This window comes from Azospirillum brasilense (assembly GCF_003349955.1).
Classification (GTDB): domain Bacteria; phylum Pseudomonadota; class Alphaproteobacteria; order Azospirillales; family Azospirillaceae; genus Azospirillum; species Azospirillum brasilense_B.
The window spans coordinates 33,445-53,517 of record NZ_QLKQ01000009.1 but is presented as its reverse complement, the minus strand read 5'-3'; the positions used below and the strand labels follow the sequence as shown (position 1 = coordinate 53,517).

20 protein-coding genes are annotated in these 20,073 nt (G+C 69.4%); 11 read left to right on the top strand and 9 right to left on the bottom strand.

Features of this window, described 5'->3' with window-relative positions:
- Positions 1–238: 238 nt before the first annotated feature.
- The 11 genes from DXK32_RS06245 (at position 239) to DXK32_RS06200 (ending at position 10,787) form a co-directional block, all read left to right on the top strand.
- The gene (locus tag DXK32_RS06245; RefSeq protein WP_051658312.1) at positions 239–754 is read left to right on the top strand and encodes a YcjF family protein; all 516 of its coding nucleotides are present in this window, start codon (positions 239–241) and stop codon (positions 752–754) included.
- Between the two features lie 42 nt (positions 755–796).
- On the top strand, positions 797–967 hold the full coding sequence (locus DXK32_RS32560) for a hypothetical protein (RefSeq protein WP_167555913.1): 171 nt from the start codon (positions 797–799) through the stop codon (positions 965–967).
- Positions 964–1,725 carry a substrate-binding periplasmic protein gene (locus DXK32_RS06240; RefSeq protein WP_114857722.1) on the top strand — a complete coding sequence of 254 codons (762 nt, stop codon included), beginning with the start codon at positions 964–966 and terminating at the stop codon, positions 1,723–1,725. The genes DXK32_RS32560 and DXK32_RS06240 overlap by 4 nt, the downstream gene beginning before the upstream one ends.
- 9 nt (positions 1,726–1,734) lie before the next feature.
- Entirely contained in the window at positions 1,735–3,444 is a 1,710-nt protein-coding gene (locus DXK32_RS06235) for an ATP-binding cassette domain-containing protein (RefSeq protein WP_114857721.1), read from the top strand.
- 1 nt (position 3,445) lies between these two features.
- The gene (locus tag DXK32_RS06230; RefSeq protein WP_114857720.1) at positions 3,446–4,753 is read left to right on the top strand and encodes an SPFH domain-containing protein; all 1,308 of its coding nucleotides are present in this window, start codon (positions 3,446–3,448) and stop codon (positions 4,751–4,753) included.
- A 7-nt stretch (positions 4,754–4,760) separates the two neighbouring features.
- Positions 4,761–6,443 carry an ATP-binding cassette domain-containing protein gene (locus DXK32_RS06225; protein ID WP_114857719.1) on the top strand — a complete coding sequence of 561 codons (1,683 nt, stop codon included), beginning with the start codon at positions 4,761–4,763 and terminating at the stop codon, positions 6,441–6,443.
- 82 nt (positions 6,444–6,525) lie between these two features.
- Positions 6,526–7,692 (top strand): SDR family oxidoreductase, encoded by a 1,167-nt coding sequence (locus DXK32_RS06220; RefSeq protein ID WP_114857718.1) that lies wholly within the window; start codon positions 6,526–6,528, stop codon positions 7,690–7,692.
- A 24-nt stretch (positions 7,693–7,716) separates the two neighbouring features.
- Positions 7,717–8,148: an SET domain-containing protein gene (locus tag DXK32_RS06215; protein WP_114857717.1), complete on the top strand. Its 432-nt coding sequence runs from the start codon at positions 7,717–7,719 to the stop codon at positions 8,146–8,148.
- Positions 8,145–8,975, top strand: a complete 831-nt coding sequence (locus DXK32_RS06210; RefSeq protein WP_114857716.1) for a hypothetical protein — start codon at positions 8,145–8,147, stop codon at positions 8,973–8,975. Before DXK32_RS06215 ends, DXK32_RS06210 begins: the two co-directional genes overlap by 4 nt.
- 61 nt (positions 8,976–9,036) lie before the next feature.
- A complete protein-coding gene (locus DXK32_RS06205) occupies positions 9,037–10,221 on the top strand; it encodes a porin (RefSeq protein ID WP_247877002.1) in 1,185 nt (394 codons plus the stop codon).
- Positions 10,222–10,364: 143 nt separating this feature from the next.
- Complete coding sequence (locus DXK32_RS06200) at positions 10,365–10,787, top strand: VOC family protein (protein ID WP_114857714.1); 423 nt, start codon at positions 10,365–10,367, stop codon at positions 10,785–10,787.
- A gap of 40 nt (positions 10,788–10,827) precedes the next feature.
- On the opposite strand, the gene mnhG is transcribed toward DXK32_RS06200, so the two are convergent.
- The 9 genes from mnhG to DXK32_RS06155 all read right to left on the bottom strand — a co-directional run bounded on the left by mnhG (position 10,828) and on the right by DXK32_RS06155 (position 19,981).
- Positions 10,828–11,229, bottom strand: a complete 402-nt coding sequence (gene mnhG / locus DXK32_RS06195; RefSeq protein WP_114857713.1) for a monovalent cation/H(+) antiporter subunit G — start codon at positions 11,227–11,229, stop codon at positions 10,828–10,830.
- A complete protein-coding gene (locus DXK32_RS06190; RefSeq protein WP_014197930.1) occupies positions 11,226–11,507 on the bottom strand; it encodes a K+/H+ antiporter subunit F in 282 nt (93 codons plus the stop codon). The genes mnhG and DXK32_RS06190 overlap by 4 nt, the downstream gene beginning before the upstream one ends.
- Positions 11,504–11,992 (bottom strand): Na+/H+ antiporter subunit E, encoded by a 489-nt coding sequence (locus tag DXK32_RS06185; protein ID WP_114857712.1) that lies wholly within the window; start codon positions 11,990–11,992, stop codon positions 11,504–11,506. The genes DXK32_RS06190 and DXK32_RS06185 overlap by 4 nt, the downstream gene beginning before the upstream one ends.
- Positions 11,989–13,608, bottom strand: coding sequence for a monovalent cation/H+ antiporter subunit D (locus DXK32_RS06180; protein WP_114857711.1), 1,620 nt, complete (start codon positions 13,606–13,608; stop codon positions 11,989–11,991). The genes DXK32_RS06185 and DXK32_RS06180 overlap by 4 nt, the downstream gene beginning before the upstream one ends.
- A gap of 23 nt (positions 13,609–13,631) precedes the next feature.
- Positions 13,632–13,976: a Na+/H+ antiporter subunit C gene (locus DXK32_RS06175; protein WP_014197933.1), complete on the bottom strand. Its 345-nt coding sequence runs from the start codon at positions 13,974–13,976 to the stop codon at positions 13,632–13,634.
- Positions 13,976–16,966, bottom strand: a complete 2,991-nt coding sequence (locus DXK32_RS06170) for a monovalent cation/H+ antiporter subunit A (protein ID WP_247877001.1) — start codon at positions 16,964–16,966, stop codon at positions 13,976–13,978. The genes DXK32_RS06175 and DXK32_RS06170 overlap by 1 nt, the downstream gene beginning before the upstream one ends.
- A gap of 118 nt (positions 16,967–17,084) precedes the next feature.
- Positions 17,085–17,573: a PTS sugar transporter subunit IIA gene (locus DXK32_RS06165; protein ID WP_114857709.1), complete on the bottom strand. Its 489-nt coding sequence runs from the start codon at positions 17,571–17,573 to the stop codon at positions 17,085–17,087.
- A gap of 480 nt (positions 17,574–18,053) precedes the next feature.
- The gene (locus tag DXK32_RS06160; protein ID WP_114857708.1) at positions 18,054–18,998 is read right to left on the bottom strand and encodes a D-2-hydroxyacid dehydrogenase family protein; all 945 of its coding nucleotides are present in this window, start codon (positions 18,996–18,998) and stop codon (positions 18,054–18,056) included.
- Entirely contained in the window at positions 18,998–19,981 is a 984-nt protein-coding gene (locus tag DXK32_RS06155; RefSeq protein WP_114857707.1) for a phosphoribosylaminoimidazolesuccinocarboxamide synthase, read from the bottom strand. Before DXK32_RS06155 ends, DXK32_RS06160 begins: the two co-directional genes overlap by 1 nt.
- Positions 19,982–20,073: the final 92 nt, after the last annotated feature.

The following is a 20,073-nucleotide window of genomic DNA, read 5'->3' as shown; positions in this document are numbered from 1 at the left end:
ACATATTGGATCGTTGGGCAGCCATTCTCTTCTCAACGACAGTCCCGAGAACCACTGTCTAATTTACCAGCGACAATAGGGGCATTCTTTTACCAATCGCTTAAGTGGCGGTTGATTGGCGATGCTTTGTTTCTTTCGGAATGCCAAATTTGTGACGCATAACGTCTCAAGACGTGTGTCCGAGCTTACCGTTTCCACCTGAAATCAACCTCACCTGTCCCTCGAAAGGTTTCGGATCATGGTAGACCGCAAGAAGCGCGCCCAGGAACTGATCAAGTATCACAGCTATGCCTCGGGTGCCTTCGGACTCATCCCCGTTCCCGGCGCCGACGTCGCCGCGGTCAGCGTGGCCCAGCTCAACCTGATCCATAAGCTCGCCAAGCTCTATGAGATCGAGTTCGCGCAGGAGCGCACCCGCGCGATCATCGGGGCGCTGATGGGCGGCGTCATGCCCGGCGCGCTCAGCTCCAGCGTGCTCGGCTCCGCCGTGAAGGCCGTTCCGTTCATCGGCACCGCCCTGGGCGTCGCCGTCATGCCGGCCCTGTCGCTGGCCGCCACCCAGGCGCTCGGCCGCGTGTTCGCGCAGCACTTCGAGACCGGCGGCACGCTGCTGGACTTCGACGTCGAGGCGATGCGCGAGCATTTCCGCAAGGAGTTCGAGGCCGCCCGCAACGACGCGGCCAAGAGCGAGGCCGGCGAGGCCCCGGCCGCCGCGCCGCAGATGGAAGAGCAGCCGGTCCAGAAGGCCGGCTAAGGGCACGACGCCGGGGCGCCGGGCAAAGAAGGAAGCATCGCCGTGTTCGAGCTGATCTACATCGGTCTCTGCCTGCTGGTCGGGTTTCTGGGGATCGGCCGCCGCGGCGGCTTCCTGCTTTACGCCTTCCTGGCGGTGGTTCTGACACCGCCCGGCGCCCTTCTCGTGATGATCCTGCTGACCACCCGAGCCAAGAAGCGGGCGAAGGCATGACGGCGGCGACGGCGTCCATCCTCCGCCCGGCCCTGCGGCTCCTGCTCCCGGTTCTGCTGGCGCTGCTCGCCGTGACCCTTCCGGCGCGCGCCGAATACTGGACCATCGCGTCGGAAGACCATTTCCCTCCCTACAACTACTCCTTCAACGGCACGCGCACCGGGATCGACACCGAGATCGTCGTCGCCCTGCTGAAGGAGCTGACCATCACCCCGGTCCACCGGCCCTTGTCCTGGACCGAGGTCGTCCGGTCGATGGACGAGAACACCGCCGACGTCGGGTTCCAGTTCATCGCCTCGCCCGCCCGTTTCGCGCAGTACAACATGATCGGCCCGTTCCGCACCGGGACGACCGTCTTCATGGTGCGCAAGGACTCCCCCATCGCCTTCAAGCGGCTGGAGGACCTGACCCCCTACCGCATCGGCGTGGTCGACGGCTTCGCCTACGCGCCGGACTTCGACGCCGCGACCTATCTGGAAAAGGTCCCGTCGAGCAGCAACGTGGTCAACTTCCGCCGCCTGATCCTGGGCCGGGTGGACGTGATCGTCGGCGACCTGCATGTGCTGAACCACATGGCCAAGCAGGACGGGCGCCTGAAGGACGTGCGCGTCCTGCCCAAGCCGCTCGGCCTGATCCCCCGCTACATCGCCATGCCCAAGGCGCGCAAGGAGAAGGCCGAGCGGCTGCAGGCCGCCTTCGTCAAGCTGCGCGACAACGGCACGATCACCCGCATCCTCGACTCCTGGCTGGCGGAGTGAGGCGGAGCGATGAGCAAGAACAAGACAACCAAGCGTGTCGCCCCCAGCCGGCCCGTCTCGGCCCTGCTGCCGCTGATCGGGCTGGCCGACCGTGAGATCCTGACCCGGCTGGTGGTGACCGGCTGCGTCGCCGCCGCCGCCAACCTCATCAGTCTGATGAGCCTCAGCGCCGAACTGAACGGCTGGATGCGCGGCGAGGTGCTGGACACGCCCTTCCTGATCTTCTGTCTGGCGCTGCTGGTCTCCTACAGCTTCAGCAAGCGCTTCGTCGGGCTGGTGCTGACCACCGGCTTCAGCGCGCTGGCCGGGGTGCGGCGGCGCTTCCTGCAGACCGTCACGCTGGGCAACCACGCCGACATCCTCGACATGCAGGCCCGGCGCTCCTTCGATCTGGGCAACCATCATCTGGAGCGCATCGCGGCGCTGCTGCCCAACCTGTCGATCGCCGCCAATATGATGCTGGTGGCGGTCGTGGCCTACCTCTACCTGTGGACGCTGACCACGGTGGGCGCCACGCTGCTGCTGGTGGCCGGCGCGATGATCGGCGGCTGGTACGTGCGCGAGGCGCAGCGCACCCGCGCCCTGCTCGGCCAGGCCAAGGAGTCCGAGGTGCGGATGCTCCAGGGCTTCTCCGAGATCGTCGGCGGCAACGCCGAGATCAAGCTGGGCAAGGCGCGGCGCGACGAGCTGGCCCAGGCGGTCGAGGCCGACGTCGCCCAATGGGAGGACCTGAAGCGGCGCCACGGGCGCAATCTGGGCGAGCTGTTCTCCTGGATCGCCACCATCGTCATCGGCTTCTCCGCGGTCTTCGTCTTCATCTTCCCGCGCATGGGCGCGCTGTCGGCGGCGGAGCTGCCGCTGGTGACCTCGGTCATCCTGTTCCTCGCCCGGCCGCTGTCGAAGTTCCTCAACGCCGTGCCCGACTACATCGCGGCGGAGGATGCGGCGAACCAGCTCACCACCCTGCTCGCCGCCATGCCGGCGGCGGAATACGCGCCGTCGAAGCTGGCCCGCGCGCCGCGCCGCTTCTCCGCCATCGAGCTGCGCGGCGTGCGCTTCGCCTACCGCGCCGGGCTGCGGCCCGAGCCCTTCGTGATCGGTCCCATCGACATGACCATCCCGGCGGGCAGCGTCGTCGGCATCGTCGGCGCCAACGGGTCGGGCAAGTCCACCCTGCTGCGCGTCATCCCGCTTCTGTTCCGCCCGGACGAGGGGCAGGTGCTTCTCGACGGGCAGGCGGTGGAGGGCGACCGGCTGGAATCCTACCGCGATCTGTTCTGCGCGGTGTTCCAGGACCACCACCTGTTCACCCGCCTGCCGCAGGGGCCGACCTTCGACGCGGAGCTGTTCCGCGAGATGCTGGCCTACCTGAAGATCGACCATCTGGTTCCGGAGACCGGCGACGGCCTGCTGAACCGCGACCTGTCCAAGGGCCAGCGCCGCCGCGTCGCCCTGGCCGTCGCGGTCGCGGAGGGGCGTCCGATCATCATCCTCGACGAATGGACGTCCGACCAGGACGCCGAGTTCCGCACCCGCTTCACCAACGAGATCATCGGCAAGCTGCGGGCGCTCGGCCGCACCGTGATCTTCGTGTCGCACGACGGCAACGCCGCGTCGGTCTGCGACGTCACCATTCACATGACCAATGGGCGGATGGACATGCCGGCCGACAAGGCCGCGTCCCGCCCCGCCACGGCTTTGCTCCAGGAGACCGCGTGACATGGCTGACCAGGCCTTCACCTACGACGACGCCGACGCGACGCCGCAGCCGAAGTCGCGCCTGCGCGCGCTGCTCGGCCACTGGTACGAGGAGCACCGCCGGTCGCTGCTGTGCACGCTGCTGGTCGGCATCCTGATCTTCCTCTACTTCGCGCCGTCGATCGTTGTCTTCATCCCCGCCGGCCACGGCGGCGTGCTGTGGAAGCGCTTCCATCAGGGCACCCAGATGGCTCCGGCCCTGGCCGAGGGCGTGCACGTCATCTTCCCCTGGGACAAGATCGAGGTCTACGACCTGCGCCTGCAGGAAGACACCCGCTCCTACTCGGCGATCGCCAACGACGGCCTGAACGTCAGCATCGAGATCACGGTGCGCTACCGCCCCTACGCGGAGATGCTGGCCGCCTTGCACAAGAACGTCGGGCCGAACTACCTAGAAGTGCTGCTGGTGCCGGAGGTCGGGTCGGTCTCGCGCGAGATCGTGTCGCGCTTCAAGGCCGACGAGCTCTACGCCCACCGCCGCCTGCGCGTTCAGACCGAGACCTTCGAGCAGGTCGCCGACCGCGTGATGTACGCCCAGATCATCGGGGCCGAGGACACGCCGAAGCCCGACGGGCGGACCAAGACCGGCTACCTGCTGATCCAGGACATCCTGATCCGCAACGTCTCGCTGCCCGAAGCGATCATGGTGTCGATCGAGCGCAAGATCCAGCAGGACCAGGCCGCCCAGGAATACCAGTTCCGCCTGCAGCGCGAGCTGTTCGAGAGCCAGCGCAAGCAGCTCGAAGGACAGGGCATCCGCGCCTTCCAGGAGACGGTGCAGGCCAACCTGACCGAGAACTACCTGCGCTGGCGCGGCATCGAGGCGACGCTGGAGCTGGCCCATTCGCCCAACGCCAAGATCGTCGTCATCGGCAACGCCGCCAGCGGCGGCCTGCCGTTGATCCTCGACGCCGCCTCGGGCCAGGGCGCCACCCTCCCGATGCCGGGCGCCCCCGCCCCCGGCGCGCCGCAGGCGGGGGCCGCGACGGTCACCCTGCCGAGCGGCCTGCCGGTGCCGCCCGCCGCCCAGCTCCCCTCGCTGAGCGGCGAGGGCACCCCCGGACAGGTGCCGGTCGCCCAGATGCCCAGCCTGAACCAAGCGGGCGCCGAACCCGCCGGCCACCGCCCGCCGACCGCGCCGGTTCCCGGCGTCAAGCCCGAGCCGGCGGGGGCCTCCGCCGGGCCGACCAAGGACGGGAAGGCCGCGGCGGCCCCCATCCTGTCGACCATGTCGCCGTCCCGCCTGCTCGACCTCATCCAGCCCAAGTGACCCGGCGATGGATCTCTGGCGCATCCTGAGACGCGACGCCCTGCGCAACATGCAGCCGCTGATGCTGCTGGCGGTGCTGGCGGCGGCCCTCAACCTCGCCCTGCTGACCTCGCTGAACAGCGCGCTGGTCATCATGGACGATCCGGAGGGGTTGCAGCGTCTGCTGTTCATCTTCCTGCTGTCCGCCTTCTCCTGGCGGTTCGCCCAGGGCTGGATGATGAGCGCGGCGTCCAAGCGGATGCAGGCGGCGCTGGCGGTTCTGCGCGTCGACCTGCTGCGCCGCGCGGTGGCCGCCGACCTGCCCGACGCCATGGCGGTCGGGTCCAGCCGTCTTGCCCAGGTGGCGGGGCCGGAGCTTCAGCTTCTCGCCCAGGCGGTGCCGACGCTGGTCATCAGCTTCCAGTCGGTCGCGGCGATCGTGCTGTGCCTGCTCTACCTCGCCACCCTGTCGAACGCCGCGGTGCTGATCGTTCTGGGCTTCCTGACGGTCGGCGGCATCCTGATCACCCGCTCCGTCCTGCGGCTGGAGCGGCTGTCGGAAACGATCCACGAGGCCGAGGGCGCGCTGTCGGAGCGGTCGGACCACATCCTGCAGACCCTGCGCGAGTGCAAGCTGAACCGCCGCCGCGCCGCCAATGCGCTGTCCGACGCCACCGCCTGCGCCGAGGCGCTACGCAAGGAGCGCCACCGCTTCGGCGCCGAGTACAGCCACTACTTCACGCTGAGCGAGCTGACCTACTACGCGGCGCTGGCCGGGATCATCTTCCTGCTGCCGGCGGTGACGAGCACCGACATCGCGACCGTCGTTCTGGCCGGCCACGCCGCCGCCTTCATCGCCTACCCGGTCATCACCATCGTCGCCTCCTACCCCTCCTACATCAGCGCCGAGACCGCCGCCCGCTCCTATCTGGCGGTGGAGGCGGAGCTGAAGGCGCCGCCCCGCCCCGCCACATCCCGTCCTGCGCAGCGCCGGGCCAAGGACACGCCGCCGACCGGTTTCGCCGACTTCTCCACCCTCGCGCTCGACGGCGCGTCGTACCGCCACCCCGGACGCGACGGCACCGGCTCCTTCACGGTCGGCCCCATCGACCTGACGGTGGAGCGCGGCAGCGTCGTCTTCGTCACCGGCCACAACGGAGCCGGCAAGAGCACGCTGATCCACCTGCTGCTCGGCCTCTACCCGGCGCAGCGCGGCAGCCTGACGGTGGACGGCACGGTGGTGACGGCGGACACGCTGGGGTCCTACCGCGACCTGTTCTCGGTCGTCTTCTCCGACAACCACGTCACCCGCCAGCTCTACGGCGCGGTGTCGCTGGAGGACGGCTTCGCCGACGAGCTGCTCGACCTGCTGGAGATGTCCGACAAGGTGGCGGTCGAGGACCGCGCCTTCACGACGGTGGACCTGTCGCAGGGGCAGAAGAAGCGCCTCGCGCTGGCCGCCGCCCTGCTGGAGCGCAAGCCCGTGCTGGTGCTCGACGAATGGGCCGCCGACCAGTCCCCCTATTTCCGGCGGAAATTCTACCGCGAGATCATTCCCTGGATGAAGGCGCGCGGCATCACCGTGATCGCCGTGACCCACGACGACGCCTATTTCGACGCCGCCGACGTGCAGATCCAGGTCGAGCAGGGCGGTATTCGCCGGCTCGACACCACACCCACCCTTCCGGCCCCCGACCTGCTGCCCGCCTGATCCAAACCGACGGATCGGGGCCCGCCGGTCGCGGCCACCAACCGAACCCTCCCCTCCCCCAGACGCGAGACCGAGGCACACCATGATCCTTCTCACCGGCGGCACCGGCTTTCTCGGTGGCTCCTTCTACCTCGACGCCGTCAAGAACGGGACCGCGGCGGACTGCCTGCTGCTGATCCGCGGCGCCGACGAGGCCGCCTGCCGCGCCCGTCTCGCCACCAACCTGATGCGCTGCGTCGACCGCGCCACGGCCCAGGCTTACGCCGATCTCTGCCAGATCATCCCGGGCGACCTGCAGTCGCTGGCGACCAGCGCCGACCCGCGGCTGGACGCGGTGACCCACATCGTCCACGTCGCCGCCGACACCTCCTTCGACAGCCGGCATTCGGTCTGGCAGATCAACGTCGACGGCACGCTGGCGCTGGCCGCCCGCGCCCGCCGCATGAAGCATCTCCAGCGCTTCCTGCACATCGGCACCGCCTTCTGCTGCGGCGAGACGCCGTGGCTGGAGATGGTCGAGGAGGCTCCGGCCCCCGGCCACGACACGCCGCACATCGTCGAGTACACCCGCAGCAAGGCCGCGGCGGAGCGTGCGCTGGCCGCCGGCTTCCCCGACCTGCCGATCGTCGTCTGCCGCCCGTCCATCGTCGTCGGCCACACCGCCATGGGCGTGCGCCCGAGCGCCAGCATCTTCTGGTTCTTCCGGCTGGTCGACCGCACCGGCGTCCTGCCCTGCTCGCCGGACGGCTTCATCGACATCGTCCCGGTGGACTGGGCCTCGGCCCGGCTGCACGACCTCCTGCGCAAGCCCGAGCTGAAGCACAACCTCTACCACATCTCCGCCGGCCACGGCAGCCGCACCATGTGGAGCGACTTCCAGGCCGCCTTCGCCGCGCACGGCCATGAGGGCACCCGCCCCTACAGCTTCTTCGACCCGAAGGGCCCGGAAGGCTGGAAGCCCTTCGACCGCGCCTTCCGCCTGGCCTTCCCGCAGCGCGACATCCTGCACCGGACGATGATGGCCGGCGGGCGCAAGTACCACCGCTTCACCGCGCAGGACATCGCCTTCGACAACAGCCGCCTGCTGGCCGAGGGCTTCACCCCGCCGCCGCGCTTCGCCGACTACATCGGCGTCTGCCTGACCAACCCCGGCACGACCATCGCCGAGCAGTTCGTCGACGACGCCGCCAGCTTCGAGTTCGACGAGTCGCTGGCCCCGGCCGGAGCGCCGGCCACCGCCGCCGCCTGAGCCCCAACGCCGGAGAAGGACGCCATGCCGCTCCTCATCGCCACCCGCCTCGCCTCCAGCCCGATCCACGGGCTGGGGCTCTTCGCCGAGGAGGCGGTCGCCGCCGGCACGCCGGTGTGGGCGTTCGACGCCCGCATCGACCGCCTGCTGGCGCCCGACGACGCCGTGCTGGCGGAGTTTCCGCAGGTCGCCCGGCTGATCGACTTCCACGGCTGCGTGATCGAGGGGGTCGGCGTCCTTCTGCCCGGCGACGACGCCCGGTTCCTCAACCACGCCGATGGCCCGTCCATCGGGCGGGCCGACCCCGGCGACTGGCGGCGCTTCGTCGCCCGCCGCGACATCGCCGCCGGGGAGGAGATCACCTGCAACTATGAGGACATCTGCGCCGACGTGCGCGAGGCCGGGGCGGCGCTCTACCTGACCGGGGCCGGGGCTGAGGCCGGAGCAGAGGGATGACCACGCCCGCGGCGCGTCCTCCCCTGCGGACCAGCTTCGTCGCGCCGACAGCCCTGACGCCGGAGCGGCGGGCGGCGATGTTCGCCCTGCTCAGCGTCTGGTTCGAAGGCTACGGCGAGGACTATTTCAACGAGGAGCTGGAAGACCTCGACCACTGCGTGGTGCAGGAGGACGCCGGGACCGGGGAGCTGGTCGGCTTCGCCACCGTCTACCGGCAGGAGATCGAGATCGGCGGTGCCGCCGTCGGCGCCTTCCACACCGCCCATTGCATCCTGGAGCGCCGCTTCTGGGGATCGAACGAGCTGGTGCGCTCGATGGTCGCCGAGATGGTCGCCCGCACCCGCGCCGACCGGTCGGGACGGCTGTGGTACTGGAGCTACAGCGCGGTCGGCTACCGCTCCTACCGCTACATGCCGATGCTGTTCGTCCGCCACACGCCGCAGTTGGACACGGAGCCCGACGCCCTCGACCGGGCGTTCCGCGACCACATCGGGCGGGAGTGCTTCGCCCAGTACTACGACGCCGGCACCGGCACCGTGGACTGGCAGTGGCAGGGCTACGGCCTGACCGAGGAAGCCCGCGCCATCAGCGAGGCCAAGCTGGACAGCCCGGCGGTCGCCCAGTTCCGCCGCATCAACCCGCGCTGGGCCGACAGCGTGGAAGTCCTCTGCCTCGCCCGGTTGCAGGACGACAACCTCACCGCCTTCGGCCGCCGCTGGTTCTGTACGAATCCTCTCCCCCCTGGGGAGAGGGTGGCGCCAAAGGCGCCGGGTGAGGGGGGTGCGCTTGTGCCGAACGGTCCGACACGCGCAACCCCCTCACCCTGACCCTCTCCCCGGAGGGGAGAGGGGATTTCAAAACACCGCCCCCGCAAGCCTCGACCCTGGAATGACGACGCCCATGAACGCCTTCTCCCTTCGCGCCGCCGCTCTCGCCGGCACCGCCTTCGCCGCCCTGACGTCGGCCCCGGCCCTGGCAGAGCCGAGCTTCGACCTGATCCTCGGCGGCGACGCCTATTTCCAGGGCGCCTACATCCGCCAGGACCAGGATGAGGGTCTGCGCCCGCGCGAGTTCGCCAACCGCTACCGTCTGGTCGTCACCCCGACGGCCACCGCCGACAACGGCCTGACCTACGGCGCGCGGCTGCGCATCGTGGCGGGCAACGGCGATCCGAGCGTCTCGACCCGCAACATCGAGAACGACCGCGCCTTCCTCTTCGCCAACGGCGCCTTCGGCACGATCCAGGCCGGCGTCATCAACGGCCTGTCGGACGAATACGGGATGATCGGCCCGAACGTCGAGGGCGTGGCCGGCAGCCCGGACAGCAACGGCATCCTGTTCCTGAACGGCTCCTCGACCTTCGGCGCCCTGCCGCTGGCCGCCACCAGCCTGCGCACGCTGATCGCCTACGACACCGGCACCAAGCTGGTCTACATCACGCCGAGCTTCGGCGGTCTGTCGGTGGCGGTGTCCTACATGCCGCGCAGCGGCGACTCCAACACGTCGGTCAACCGCCGCACCACCGACGCGCTGGGCGACCTGCTGTCCTTCCGCGACGTGGTCGAGGTCGGTGGCGCCTTCCAGACCGCGGTCGGCGACCTCAGCATCGAGGGCAGCGCCTTCTACGCGACCGGCAAGGCGGTGCGCCAGACCGACGGCGTCGTCAGCCAGTCCTTCGAGGACCTGAACTCCGTTCATGTCGGTGCCAACGTCGGCTATGGACCGGTGAAGGTCGGCGCCAGCTACGCCTACAGCGGCGACAGCGCCTACGCCGAGGGACTCGCCCAGACGCGGGCGCAGCAGAACTGGATCTTCGGCGCGCAGTACGGCGCCGGGCCGCTGCTGTTCGCCGCCAACTACCTGCGGGCGCTGGGCAACGACAGCGCGACCATGTCCACGCCGAGCAAGGCGGACATCTGGCAGGGCGGCGTCACCTGGACCGTCGCCCCCGGCTTCACCGCCGGGCTGGAGTACGACTATGTGCGGTCCACCCTGCAGGCGGGCCGTCCCGACGGCGGCGATCTGAAGGACCGCGCGCACATCGTGATGCTCGACACCCGTCTGGCCTTCTGATCGCGCTGACCGTTGCGGCCCGTGGAAAGCTCCAGGGGCCGCAACGTTTTCGCGCCATCCCCCCCCCCCGCTGAATTCGTTTGTTGGCGCCACGGAGCGCGGTCTACCCTGGCCACCCGAACCAACGTCAAAAGGGTGCGCCGGTGTTCGCGTTCCATCTCGCCTTTCCCATCCGGGACATCGAGGAAACACGCCGTTTCTACGTCGATGTCCTGGGCTGCCGCGAAGGGCGCTCCACCGAGCGGTGGATCGATTTCGACTTCTTCGGCAACCAGATCTCCGCCCACCGCTCGTCCGAGCCACGCTCGACCGAGACCAGCATGGTCGACGGCAAGGCGGTGCCGCTGCATCATTTCGGGGCGGTGCTGCCGCGCCCGGAGTGGGACGCGCTGAGGGAGCGGCTGGAGGCCGCCGGGGCGACCTTCCTGCTGGAGCCGCAGATCCGCTACCCCGGCAAGCCGTCGGAACAGGGGACCTTCTTCATCCTCGATCCCTCGGGCAACGGGCTGGAGTTCAAGAGCTTCACCGACGACTCCGGCATGTTCGCCCAGGTCGAGGCGACCTGAATAAGAAAGGTCGAGGCGACCTGACGCGCCGAGGCCGGGCCTACACCGGCGGAGCGGCGTCCGGGGCCGGCGGCGCGGCGGTCTGAACCGGTGGGACCGGCGGCGCCGCCGGCACGTCGTCGCTGCCCTCGCTGCGGTCGCGGTAGAGGGCGGCGCGGGCGAGCAGCATCAGCGTGATCGGCGTGGTCACCACCATGAAGATCGCGATCAGAATCTCGTGCAGCACCAGCCGCGACTGCAGCACGGTGAAGCACAGCATCGAGGCCAGCAGCACGGAGCCGATGCCCATGGTGGTGCCCAGCGTCGGGGCGTGGACGCGCTCGTAGAAGCTGCGCAGCCGCACGAACCCGATGGACCCGATCAGCGCCAGCGAGGCGCCGAGCAGGAGGAGAAGCGCCACCGGGATCGCCGCCCAGACCGGCAGGTCGGCCAGATGCGTCATTCGATCACCTCTCCGCGCATGAGGAACTTCGCCAGCGCCGCCGTCGCGACGAAGCCGAGCAGCGCGATGATCAGCGCCGCCTCGAAATAGAGCGTGCTGCCGGTGCGGATGCCGAAGGTCAGCAGCAGCATCGTGGCGTTGACGTACAGCGTGTCGAGCCCCAGCACCCGGTCCTGCGCCCGCGGCCCACGCAACACGCGGATGGTCGCGCAGGCCATGGCGGCGACCAGCAGGATCTGCGCCAGGAAGATCGACCAGAGCAGCAGCGTGGCGGTCATTCGAAGATCTCCATCAGGCGCTTCTCGTACCGTCCCTTGATGGTGTCGATCCAGGTCTTCTCGTCGACCAGATCGAGGATGTGGAGAAGGATGCTGTTGTTCGCGGAGTTGTATTCCACCCAGATCGTTCCCGGCGTCCCCGTGATGATGCAGGCCAGAGTCGCCAGACCGTAGGGCGCCCGCATGTCGAGGGGGATGCGCAGGAAGCCGGACACCCGCTCCGTCTTGCGCGGGTTCAGGATGATCTTGGCGACCGCGAGATTGGAGCGGGCGACGTCGGCCATCACCAGCCCGGCGAGCGCGAACGCGGCGCGCGGCCGCTTCAGCCGTCCGCCCGGCGGGTCGAGGGCCCGGAAGCCCCAGAGCGCGACGGTCGCCAGGATGGTCCCCATCAGGATCGAGCCGAGCGCCACGCTCTCGGTCAGCAGCAGCCACATCGCCACGAGCGCGGCGGTCAGCAGCGGGTACGGCCACCAGCGCTTCATGGCGCGGCCCCCTTGCCGGTTCCCGGCGCCGCGGTGGTCATCACCCCCTGGACGTAGCGCTCCGGTCCGTGCAGGGAGCGGGCGGTGTCCTCCATGTAGCGCATCACCGGACCGGCCTGGACGGTCAGCGCCACGCAGAGCGCCAGCAACAGCATCACCGGCCCGAGTTCCACGAGGCGCACGCGCGGCAGGTCGCCGGCGGGCGACGCCCAGAAGACGTCGATGCCGGTGCGGCTCATCGCGACCACCGTCGCCAGACCGGACAGGATCAGCGCCGCCATCAGCGCCCAGGTGGTGATGGGAAGCCCCTCCGCCCCCTGCGCCAGCATCGGCGCCAGGATGGCGAACTTGGCGAGGAAGCCGGACAGCGGCGGCAATCCCGCCAACAGCAGCGCGCAGGCCATGAAGGCGATGCCGAGGATTGCCATGATCGCCGGGATCGACACGCCGATGGCGTCGTCGTCGTCCGACTCCTCGTCCTCGCCCTCGCCGAAGGCCTCGCGCGTCACCGCCAGCACGTCGGCGCCGACCATGCGGCCGCGCTCCACCAGCTCGATCAGCAGGAACAGCCCGGCGATCGCCAGGACGGAGCTGGTCATGTAGAACAGCGCGCCGCCGGTCACCGCCACCTGCCCGGCGCCGACCGCGGCCAGCAGCGTGCCGGAGGAGACCAGCACGCTGGCCCCGGCCAGCCGCGCCAGATTCTGCGTCGCCAGCACCGCGATGGAGCCGAAGGCGATGGTCAGGACCCCGCCGATCAGCAGCCAGTGCCCGCCGAACCCGGCCGAGGTCCCGGCGCTGTCGCCGAAGACCAGCAGCCAGATCCGGATGATGGCGTAGATGCCGACCTTGCTGAGGATCGAGATGATCGCGGCGGACGGAGCGCCGACCGTGGTGTAGGTGTTCGGCAGCCAGAAGCCGAGCGGCCACATGCCCGCCTTGATCAGGAAGGCGACGCCGAGGATCGCCGCCCCGGCCTCCAGCAGCCCGCGGTCCTCCGGCGCCACCGCGGCGATGCGCACGGCCAGCTCGGCCATGTTCAGCGTGCCGGACACGCCGTAGATCATGCTCACCCCGATCAGGAAGAGCAGGGACGCCGCCAGGTTGATGGCGATGTAGTGCAGCCCGGCGCGGACGCGGGCGAGGCCGGAGCCGTGCAGCGCCAGCCCGTAGGAGGCGGCCAGCATGATCTCGAAGAAAACGAACAGGTTGAACAGGTCGCCGGTCAGGAAGGCGCCGTTCAGCCCCATCAGCTGGAACTGGAACAGCGAATGGAAATGCGCCCCCGCCTTCTGCCAGCGCGCCAGCGCGAAGACCAGGGCGGACAGCCCCAGGATGCCGGTCAGCACCAGCATCATCGCCGACAGCCGGTCGAGCACCAGGACGATGCCGAACAGCGACGGCCAGTCGCCCAGCCGGTAGACGCGCACGGTGGCGTCCGCCCCGGTGGCGGTGTGGTCCGTCAGATAGAGCAGCAGCACCGCCAGCGCCAGCAGCGCCGACGCCGACGCCACGCCGAGCGTGGCCTTCAGCGCCCGCCGCCGCTCGTCGATCAGCATCAACAGCGCGCCGACCAGCAGCGGGATGATGATCGGCGCGATCACCAGATGATTCATCCAAGCGCTCATTGGCCACCCGTTCACCGGGACTTCTCCTTGCCGTCCACATGGTCGGTTCCCGTCAGGCCCCGCGCGGCGAGGAGCAGGACGAGAAACAGCGCCGTCGTCGCGAAGCTGATGACGATGGCCGTGAGGACCAGGGCCTGCGGCACCGGGTCGGCGTGGGTGGCGAGGCTGCCGGCCATGCCGCGCTCCAGCACCGGGGCCGCCCCCGTGCGCAGGCCGCCGGTCGAGAAGATGAAGAGGTTGACGGCGTAGGAGAGCAGCGACAGGCCGATGATGACCTGGAAGGTGCGGGGACGCAGCAGCAGCCAGACGCCGGAGCCCGTCAGCACCCCGATCCCGAGGGCGAGGATAAGTTCCATCAATCGTCTCCGGTTGCGGCGGTCGGGGCGCCGGTCGGGGCAGCGGTCGCGACCGGAGCGGGCGCCGCGGGGACGCTCGCCGCCGGGGCGCGGGGTGCCGCGGCGCGATGGCCGCGGACCGACTGGCGGGCCAGCGCGATCAGGGTCAGCATGGTGGCGCCGATGACCAGCGCGAACACGCCGATGTCGAACAGCAGCGCGCTGGCCGTCGGAATCTCGCCGATGAGCGGAAGGTTCGCGTAGGCGAAGTAGGTGGTCAGGAAGGGCCGCCCGAACAGCAGGGCGCCCAGGCCCGTGCCGGCGGCCAGCAGCAACCCGAGGCCCATCCAGCGCAGCGGCAGCACGCGCAGCCGCGCCTCCACCCACTGTGTGCCGCCCAGCATGTATTGCAGGATCATGGCGATCGACCCCATCAGCCCCGCGGCGAAGCCGCCGCCGGGCAGGTCGTGGCCGCGCAGCAGAAGGAACAGCGCGACCATGCCGACCACCGGGAAGAGCAGGCGCGCGATCACCGAGGGGATCAGCAGCCAGTCGGCCACCGTGTCGCCCTCCCGCCGCTCGGGCCGGGCGATGTCGTAGGCGCTCTGGTCGCGCTGCTGCTCCGGCACGTCCACGCTGTCGGGGGCGGGGCGGAAGCGGCGCAGCAGCGCGTAGGCGGTCAGCGCCACCACGCCCAGCACGGCGATCTCGCCCAGCGTGTCGAAGCCGCGGAAATCGACCAGGATCACGTTGACGACGTTGGTGCCGCCGCCCTCGGTGTAGGCGCGCTCCAGGAAATGCTGCGCCAGGATTTCCGGCGGGAAGCGGGTCATCACGCCGAAGGCCAGCCCGGCCATCCCGAGCCCGGCGGTGATGGCGATGGCGAGGTCGCGCAGGCGGCGGCCCGTCCGCATCACCTCCGACGTGCCGGTGCCGGGAAGCCGCTTGGGCAGCCAGCGCAGGCCGAGCAGCAGCAGGATCGTGGTGACGATCTCGACCAGCAGCTGGGTCAGCGCGAGGTCGGGGGCGGAGAACCAGACGAAGGTGACGCAGGTGACCAGACCGGTGCCGCCGAGCAGGATCAGCGCGGCGAGGCGGTGGAACTTGGCCTGCCACGCGGCCCCGAGCGCGCAGGCCGCACCGATCGCCCAGATCAGGGCGAGCACGGGGTCGATGCCCTGCGGCACCAGATTGCCCGGACCGAGCCCGCGCCGGTAGACCGCCCAGCCCGCGGCCAGGATGGCGACGCAGACGACCAGACGAAGCTGGGGCTGCAGGCGCCGGGTGCCCAGCAGGCCCTCCAGCGTCCGGGCGAGCCGCCAGGACAGGAAGACCATGCTCCGCTCGAACATGCGACGGCCTTCCAGGCGGCTGATGAAGGGCGGGCCTTCGATGTTCCGCCGGAACAGCGGCTGCAGCAGGAAGTAGAGCGTCACGCCGGCCGCCAGGGCGAGCAGACTCATCACCAGCGGCGTGTTGAAGCCGTGCCAGACCGCCAGGCTGTATTCCGGCGTCGCGGCGCCGAGCGCGGCGTGGGCCGCCATGTTCAGGTACGGCCCCACGGTGGCCGCGGGCAGCAGGCCGATGATGATGCAGGCCAGCGCCAGGATCTCGACGGGAAGACGCATCCAGGCCGGCGGCTCGTGCGGCAGGTGCGGCAGGTCGACCGGGTCGGGGCCGAAGAAGGCGCCGTGGATGAAGCGCAGCGAATAGGCCACGGCAAAGGCGCTCGCCACCATCGCGGCGAAGGGCAGGATGTGGAGCAGCAGCGGCAGCGACGCCTGGGCCGTCAGCGTCTCGGCGAAGAACATCTCCTTGGAGATGAAGCCGTTCATCAGCGGCACGCCGGCCATGGCGGCGGCGGCCACCATCGCCAGCCGCGTCGTGAAGGGCATGAAGCGGTTCAGGCCGGACAGACGCCGGAGGTCGCGGGTCCCCGTCTCATGGTCGATGATGCCGGCGGCCATGAACAGCGACGCCTTGAAGGCGGCGTGGTTGAGGATGTGGAAGATCGCCGCGACCATGGCGAGTTCGCTGTTGAGCCCGAGCAGCAGCGTGATCAGCCCGAGATGGCTGATGGTCGAATAGGCCAGAAGTCCTTTCAGGTCGTTCTGGAAGATCGCCACATAGGCGCCGATCAGCAGGGTGGCCAGACCGGCGCTGCCGACGATCCAGAACCACGCCTCCGTCCCCGCCAGCACCGGCCACAGCCGGGCCATCAGGAAGACGCCGGCCTTCACCAGGGTCGCCGAATGCAGATAGGCCGAGACGGGGGTGGGCGCCGCCATGGCGTGCGGCAGCCAGAAATGGAACGGGAACTGCGCGCTCTTGGTCAGGGCGCCCATCAGGATGAGGACCAGCGCCGGCAGGTAGAGCGCGTGCGCGCGGATCTTGTCGCCCGAGGCCAGAACGACGTCGAGGTTGTAGCTGCCGACGATGTGGCCGAGCAGCAGGACACCGGCGAACAGGCACAATCCGCCCGTCGCGGTGATGGTCAGCGCCATGCGCGCGCCGTCGCGGGCCGCCGCCGTGTGGTGCCAGTAGCCGATCAGCAGGAAGGAGAAGAGGCTGGTCAGCTCCCAGAAGAAGGCGAGCTGGATCAGGTTGCCGGAGAGCACCACCCCCGTCATCGACCCCATGAAGGCCAGCAGGAACGCGAAGAAGCGCGGGACCGGATCGTCCGCCGACATGTAATAGCGCGCGTACAGCACGACGAGCGCGCCGACCCCGAACACCAGCCCGGCGAACAGCCACGCGAAGCCGTCCATCCGCAGCGTGAGGTCGAGGCCGAGCGACGGCATCCAGGCCATCGAATGACGGATCACCCCGCCCGCCGCCACCGTCGGGTAGGCGGCCCACACCAGACCCAGCCCGACGGTCGCGATCGCACCGGCCAGCCACGCCGCGGTGTTGCGCGCGTGCGTCGGCAGCATCCCGGCGACGATCGCGCCGGCGAACGGAAGGCCGGTGGCGGCCAGGAGCAGCAGGGCGTCGGACATGGTCTGTGACAAGTGGATCTCGGGCAATCGGAGGGGCCAAAATGCTGAGAACGGACGGCTTTACGAATATAGGAAGGATGGGGGTCCCTCGCCGCGCCGGCCAGAAATCGCTTGGTCAAAAAGCATCAGGTCAGAAATCGTCGTCGTCAGGCTCCCGTTCGGCGTTGGGGGGAAGCGCCTGCCGGACGAGCTGCACCACCGTGTCGGGCGTCTCCGCCTGACGCAGCTTGCGCAGGGATTGCGGATCGCGCAGGGCCTTGCAGATCTCGCCCATGACGGGGAGCAGGCCCTTGCGGGTCGCGGTCGGCCAGAGCACGAGGAAGAACAGGTCCACCGGCTCGTCGTCGCGGGCCTCGAAATCGATGGGTTTACGGAGCCGGGCGAACAGCACCAGCGGATCCTCGGTGCCGCGCAATTCCGTGTGGGGAAGCGCCACGCCTTTACCCAGCGCCGTGGAGCCGATGTGCTCCCGCGCCTGCAGGGCCTTGAGAATCTCCTCCTTGGGGGCTCCGATGCGGCTGGACGCCTCGGTGGCGAGAAGGTCGAGCAGGGTTTCCTTGTTGGCCGGCCCGGCATCGAGAATGACGTTGTGTGCGGACAAGAGGTCCGAGATGTTCATTCCTGTCTCCATGGGTGGCAAACCTTCCGTCTCCTGTCCCGACCGTCCGCGGTCCGAGCCGGGATGGCCGTGAACCAACAGACTTCCAATCAAATTCGGCACGCCTTGTCCACAGCGCCAATCGTCGCCGGGACCGAAGGTCGCTCCACCCAACGGATACGCGACCCCGGCAGGGCCCGCGCCTCGCAACGAAACTCGTTCATCTCCGCCCTTGCCCCAGGCTTCACACCCATTTTGGGAATGGAATCGCGCCCCCGCAAGTGGCGGGGTTGCCTTCCATCTACGTCTTGGCCGCGGCTGTAATCCCACAATCCGTGTTGCGGGGGCGAAAAAGCGGACGGGCGGGGCGTGACGGCGCCTCTTGGAGGCCGATCCGGGAAAGACACGGAAGCCTGAAAATTATCAAGGGCTTGCGCCCATGCGGGACGCCCCGCCCTTCCCCGCGCCATGGGGAAAGGGCGGGGCGGCATCGTCCCGTCCTTAGGCGAGCATCCGCACCGGCTCGCCGGCGTGCCAGGCGAGGATGTCGTCCAGCGCGTCGCGGTAGAAGACCTCGTAGTTCTCGCGGGTGACATAGCCCAGATGCGGCGTCAGCACCGTGTTCGGCGCCTCCAGCCAGGGGCTGTCCACCGGCAGCGGCTCCACGGGGAAGACGTCCAGACCGGCGCCCGCGATGCGATGCTCGTGCAGGGCCGCCAGCAGGGCGTCCCCGTCCACCAGACCGGCGCGCGACGTGTTCACGAAGAAGGCCGAGGGCTTCATCGCGTCGATGTCGTCCGCCCCGACCACGCCGCGCGTCCGCTCGCCCAGCACCAGATGGACGCTGACGATGTCGGAGGTGGCGAACAGGTCGCGCTTGTCCAGCCGGGAAACGCCGGCCGCCGCGGCCCGCTCGTCGGTCAGGTTGGGGCTCCAGGCCGCGACCTCCATCCCGAAGGCTTGGCCGACCCGCGCCACCTGCGTGCCGAGCTTGCCCAGCCCGACGAGGCCGAGGCGCTTGCCGGCCAGCCCCTGCGTCAGGCCGGCCTGCCAGCGCCCGGCGCGCAGGCCGCGCTCCTCCTGCGGGATGCGCTTGACCAGCGCCAGGATCAGGCCCCAGGTCAGCTCCGCCGTCGGGGTGCCGACCATGCCGGTCCCGCAGACGGTGATGCCGCGGGCCTTGCAGGCCTCCAGGTCGATGGCGTTGTTGCGCCCGCCCGTGGTGACGAGAAGCCGCAGGTTCGGCAGCGCGTCGATCAGCGACGCGGGGAACGGCGTGCGTTCCCGCATGATCACCAGGACGCTGTAGGGGGCGAGCGTGCCCGCCACCTCCTCCGCCGGGATCGGCCGCTCGAAGACCGTCAGCGCGCTGCCGTTGGGCAGGCGATGCCACTCCGCCAGATCGCGCGCGACGTTCTGGTAATCGTCGAGGATGGCGATCTTCATCACGGCTTCGCGAAATAGGGCGCCAGGTTGGCCCGGATGCGCTCCACCGCCGGCGTGACTTCCGTGGGAACCTGGAAGGTCTGGCCGGTGATGGTCTCGAACGCCTCGATGTAGATGCGGGCGGCCTCGAGCACGACCTCCGCCGGGATTTCCGGGATGGCGTCCTTGTAGGGGTCGCAGCGCTGGGTCACCCAGCTCCGCACGAAGTCCTTGTCGAAGCTCTCCGGGCGCTGCCCGGCCTCGTACCGCTCCGGATAGCTGGCGGCGAACCAGTAGCGGCTGCTGTCCGGCGTGTGGATCTCGTCGGCGAGGATGATGTTGCCGGCCTCGTCGAAGCCGAACTCGTACTTGGTGTCGACCAGGATCAGGCCGCGCGCCGCCGCGATCTCGCGCCCGCGGGCGAACAGGGCCAGCGCCTTCGCCGTCACCTCGTCCCACTGGGCCTGGGTCAGCAGCCCGCGCTCGACGATCTGGGCGGCGGTCAGCTCCTCGTCATGGCCGGCGTCGAACGCCTTGGTGGTCGGGGTGATGATCGTTTCCGGCAGCTTCTGGTTCTCGCGCAGCCCGTCGGGGAACACGTGGCCGTACATCTCCCGCCGGCCCTTCTTGTACATCGTCCACAGCGAGGTGCCGGTGGTGCCGGCCAGATAGTCGCGGACCACGATCTCCACCGGCATGATGGTCAGCCGCTTGGCGACCACGACGTTGGGGTCCGGGTATTCCAGGACGTGGTTCGGGCAGAGGTCCTTGGTCGCCTCGAACCAGTAGCGGGCGATCTGGGTCAGCACCTGCCCCTTGAAGGGAATGGCGGTCAGGATGATGTCGAAGGCCGACAGCCGGTCGGTGGCGATGATGACGCGCCGCCCGTCGGGAAGGTCGTAATTCTCGCGCACCTTGCCCCGGTAGTGGTTGGGCAGCTCGGGAATGGCGGCGTCCTTGACGACGTTGGACAGATGCGGAGCAAGCTGAGCGGTATCGACCATGATTCCAGATCCGGCAAAAGGGAGGCGCATGATAGCGCAATCGCCGCGCGGGGCCAGCGCGGTTATAGTCCCGAATCCGGGGAATGGGGACA

What these genes read in the sequence shown, in the direction of transcription:
- DXK32_RS06240 (WP_114857722.1), top strand. Translation starts at nt 964, where the DNA reads ATGACGGCGGCGACGGCGTCCATCCTCCGCCCGGCCCTGCGGCTCCTG.
- mnhG (WP_114857713.1), bottom strand. Translation starts at nt 11,229, where the DNA reads ATGACGCATCTGGCCGACCTGCCGGTCTGGGCGGCGATCCCGGTGGCG.
- DXK32_RS06245 (WP_051658312.1), top strand. Translation starts at nt 239, where the DNA reads ATGGTAGACCGCAAGAAGCGCGCCCAGGAACTGATCAAGTATCACAGC.
- DXK32_RS06225 (WP_114857719.1), top strand. Translation starts at nt 4,761, where the DNA reads ATGGATCTCTGGCGCATCCTGAGACGCGACGCCCTGCGCAACATGCAG.
- DXK32_RS06175 (WP_014197933.1), bottom strand. Translation starts at nt 13,976, where the DNA reads ATGGAACTTATCCTCGCCCTCGGGATCGGGGTGCTGACGGGCTCCGGC.
- DXK32_RS06155 (WP_114857707.1), bottom strand. Translation starts at nt 19,981, where the DNA reads ATGGTCGATACCGCTCAGCTTGCTCCGCATCTGTCCAACGTCGTCAAG.
- DXK32_RS06205 (WP_247877002.1), top strand. Translation starts at nt 9,037, where the DNA reads ATGACGACGCCCATGAACGCCTTCTCCCTTCGCGCCGCCGCTCTCGCC.
- DXK32_RS06220 (WP_114857718.1), top strand. Translation starts at nt 6,526, where the DNA reads ATGATCCTTCTCACCGGCGGCACCGGCTTTCTCGGTGGCTCCTTCTAC.
- DXK32_RS06185 (WP_114857712.1), bottom strand. Translation starts at nt 11,992, where the DNA reads ATGAAGCGCTGGTGGCCGTACCCGCTGCTGACCGCCGCGCTCGTGGCG.
- DXK32_RS06210 (WP_114857716.1), top strand. Translation starts at nt 8,145, where the DNA reads ATGACCACGCCCGCGGCGCGTCCTCCCCTGCGGACCAGCTTCGTCGCG.
- DXK32_RS06230 (WP_114857720.1), top strand. Translation starts at nt 3,446, where the DNA reads ATGGCTGACCAGGCCTTCACCTACGACGACGCCGACGCGACGCCGCAG.
- DXK32_RS06180 (WP_114857711.1), bottom strand. Translation starts at nt 13,608, where the DNA reads ATGAATCATCTGGTGATCGCGCCGATCATCATCCCGCTGCTGGTCGGC.
- DXK32_RS06160 (WP_114857708.1), bottom strand. Translation starts at nt 18,998, where the DNA reads ATGAAGATCGCCATCCTCGACGATTACCAGAACGTCGCGCGCGATCTG.
- DXK32_RS06215 (WP_114857717.1), top strand. Translation starts at nt 7,717, where the DNA reads ATGCCGCTCCTCATCGCCACCCGCCTCGCCTCCAGCCCGATCCACGGG.
- DXK32_RS06190 (WP_014197930.1), bottom strand. Translation starts at nt 11,507, where the DNA reads ATGACCGCCACGCTGCTGCTCTGGTCGATCTTCCTGGCGCAGATCCTG.
- DXK32_RS06165 (WP_114857709.1), bottom strand. Translation starts at nt 17,573, where the DNA reads ATGAACATCTCGGACCTCTTGTCCGCACACAACGTCATTCTCGATGCC.
- DXK32_RS06235 (WP_114857721.1), top strand. Translation starts at nt 1,735, where the DNA reads ATGAGCAAGAACAAGACAACCAAGCGTGTCGCCCCCAGCCGGCCCGTC.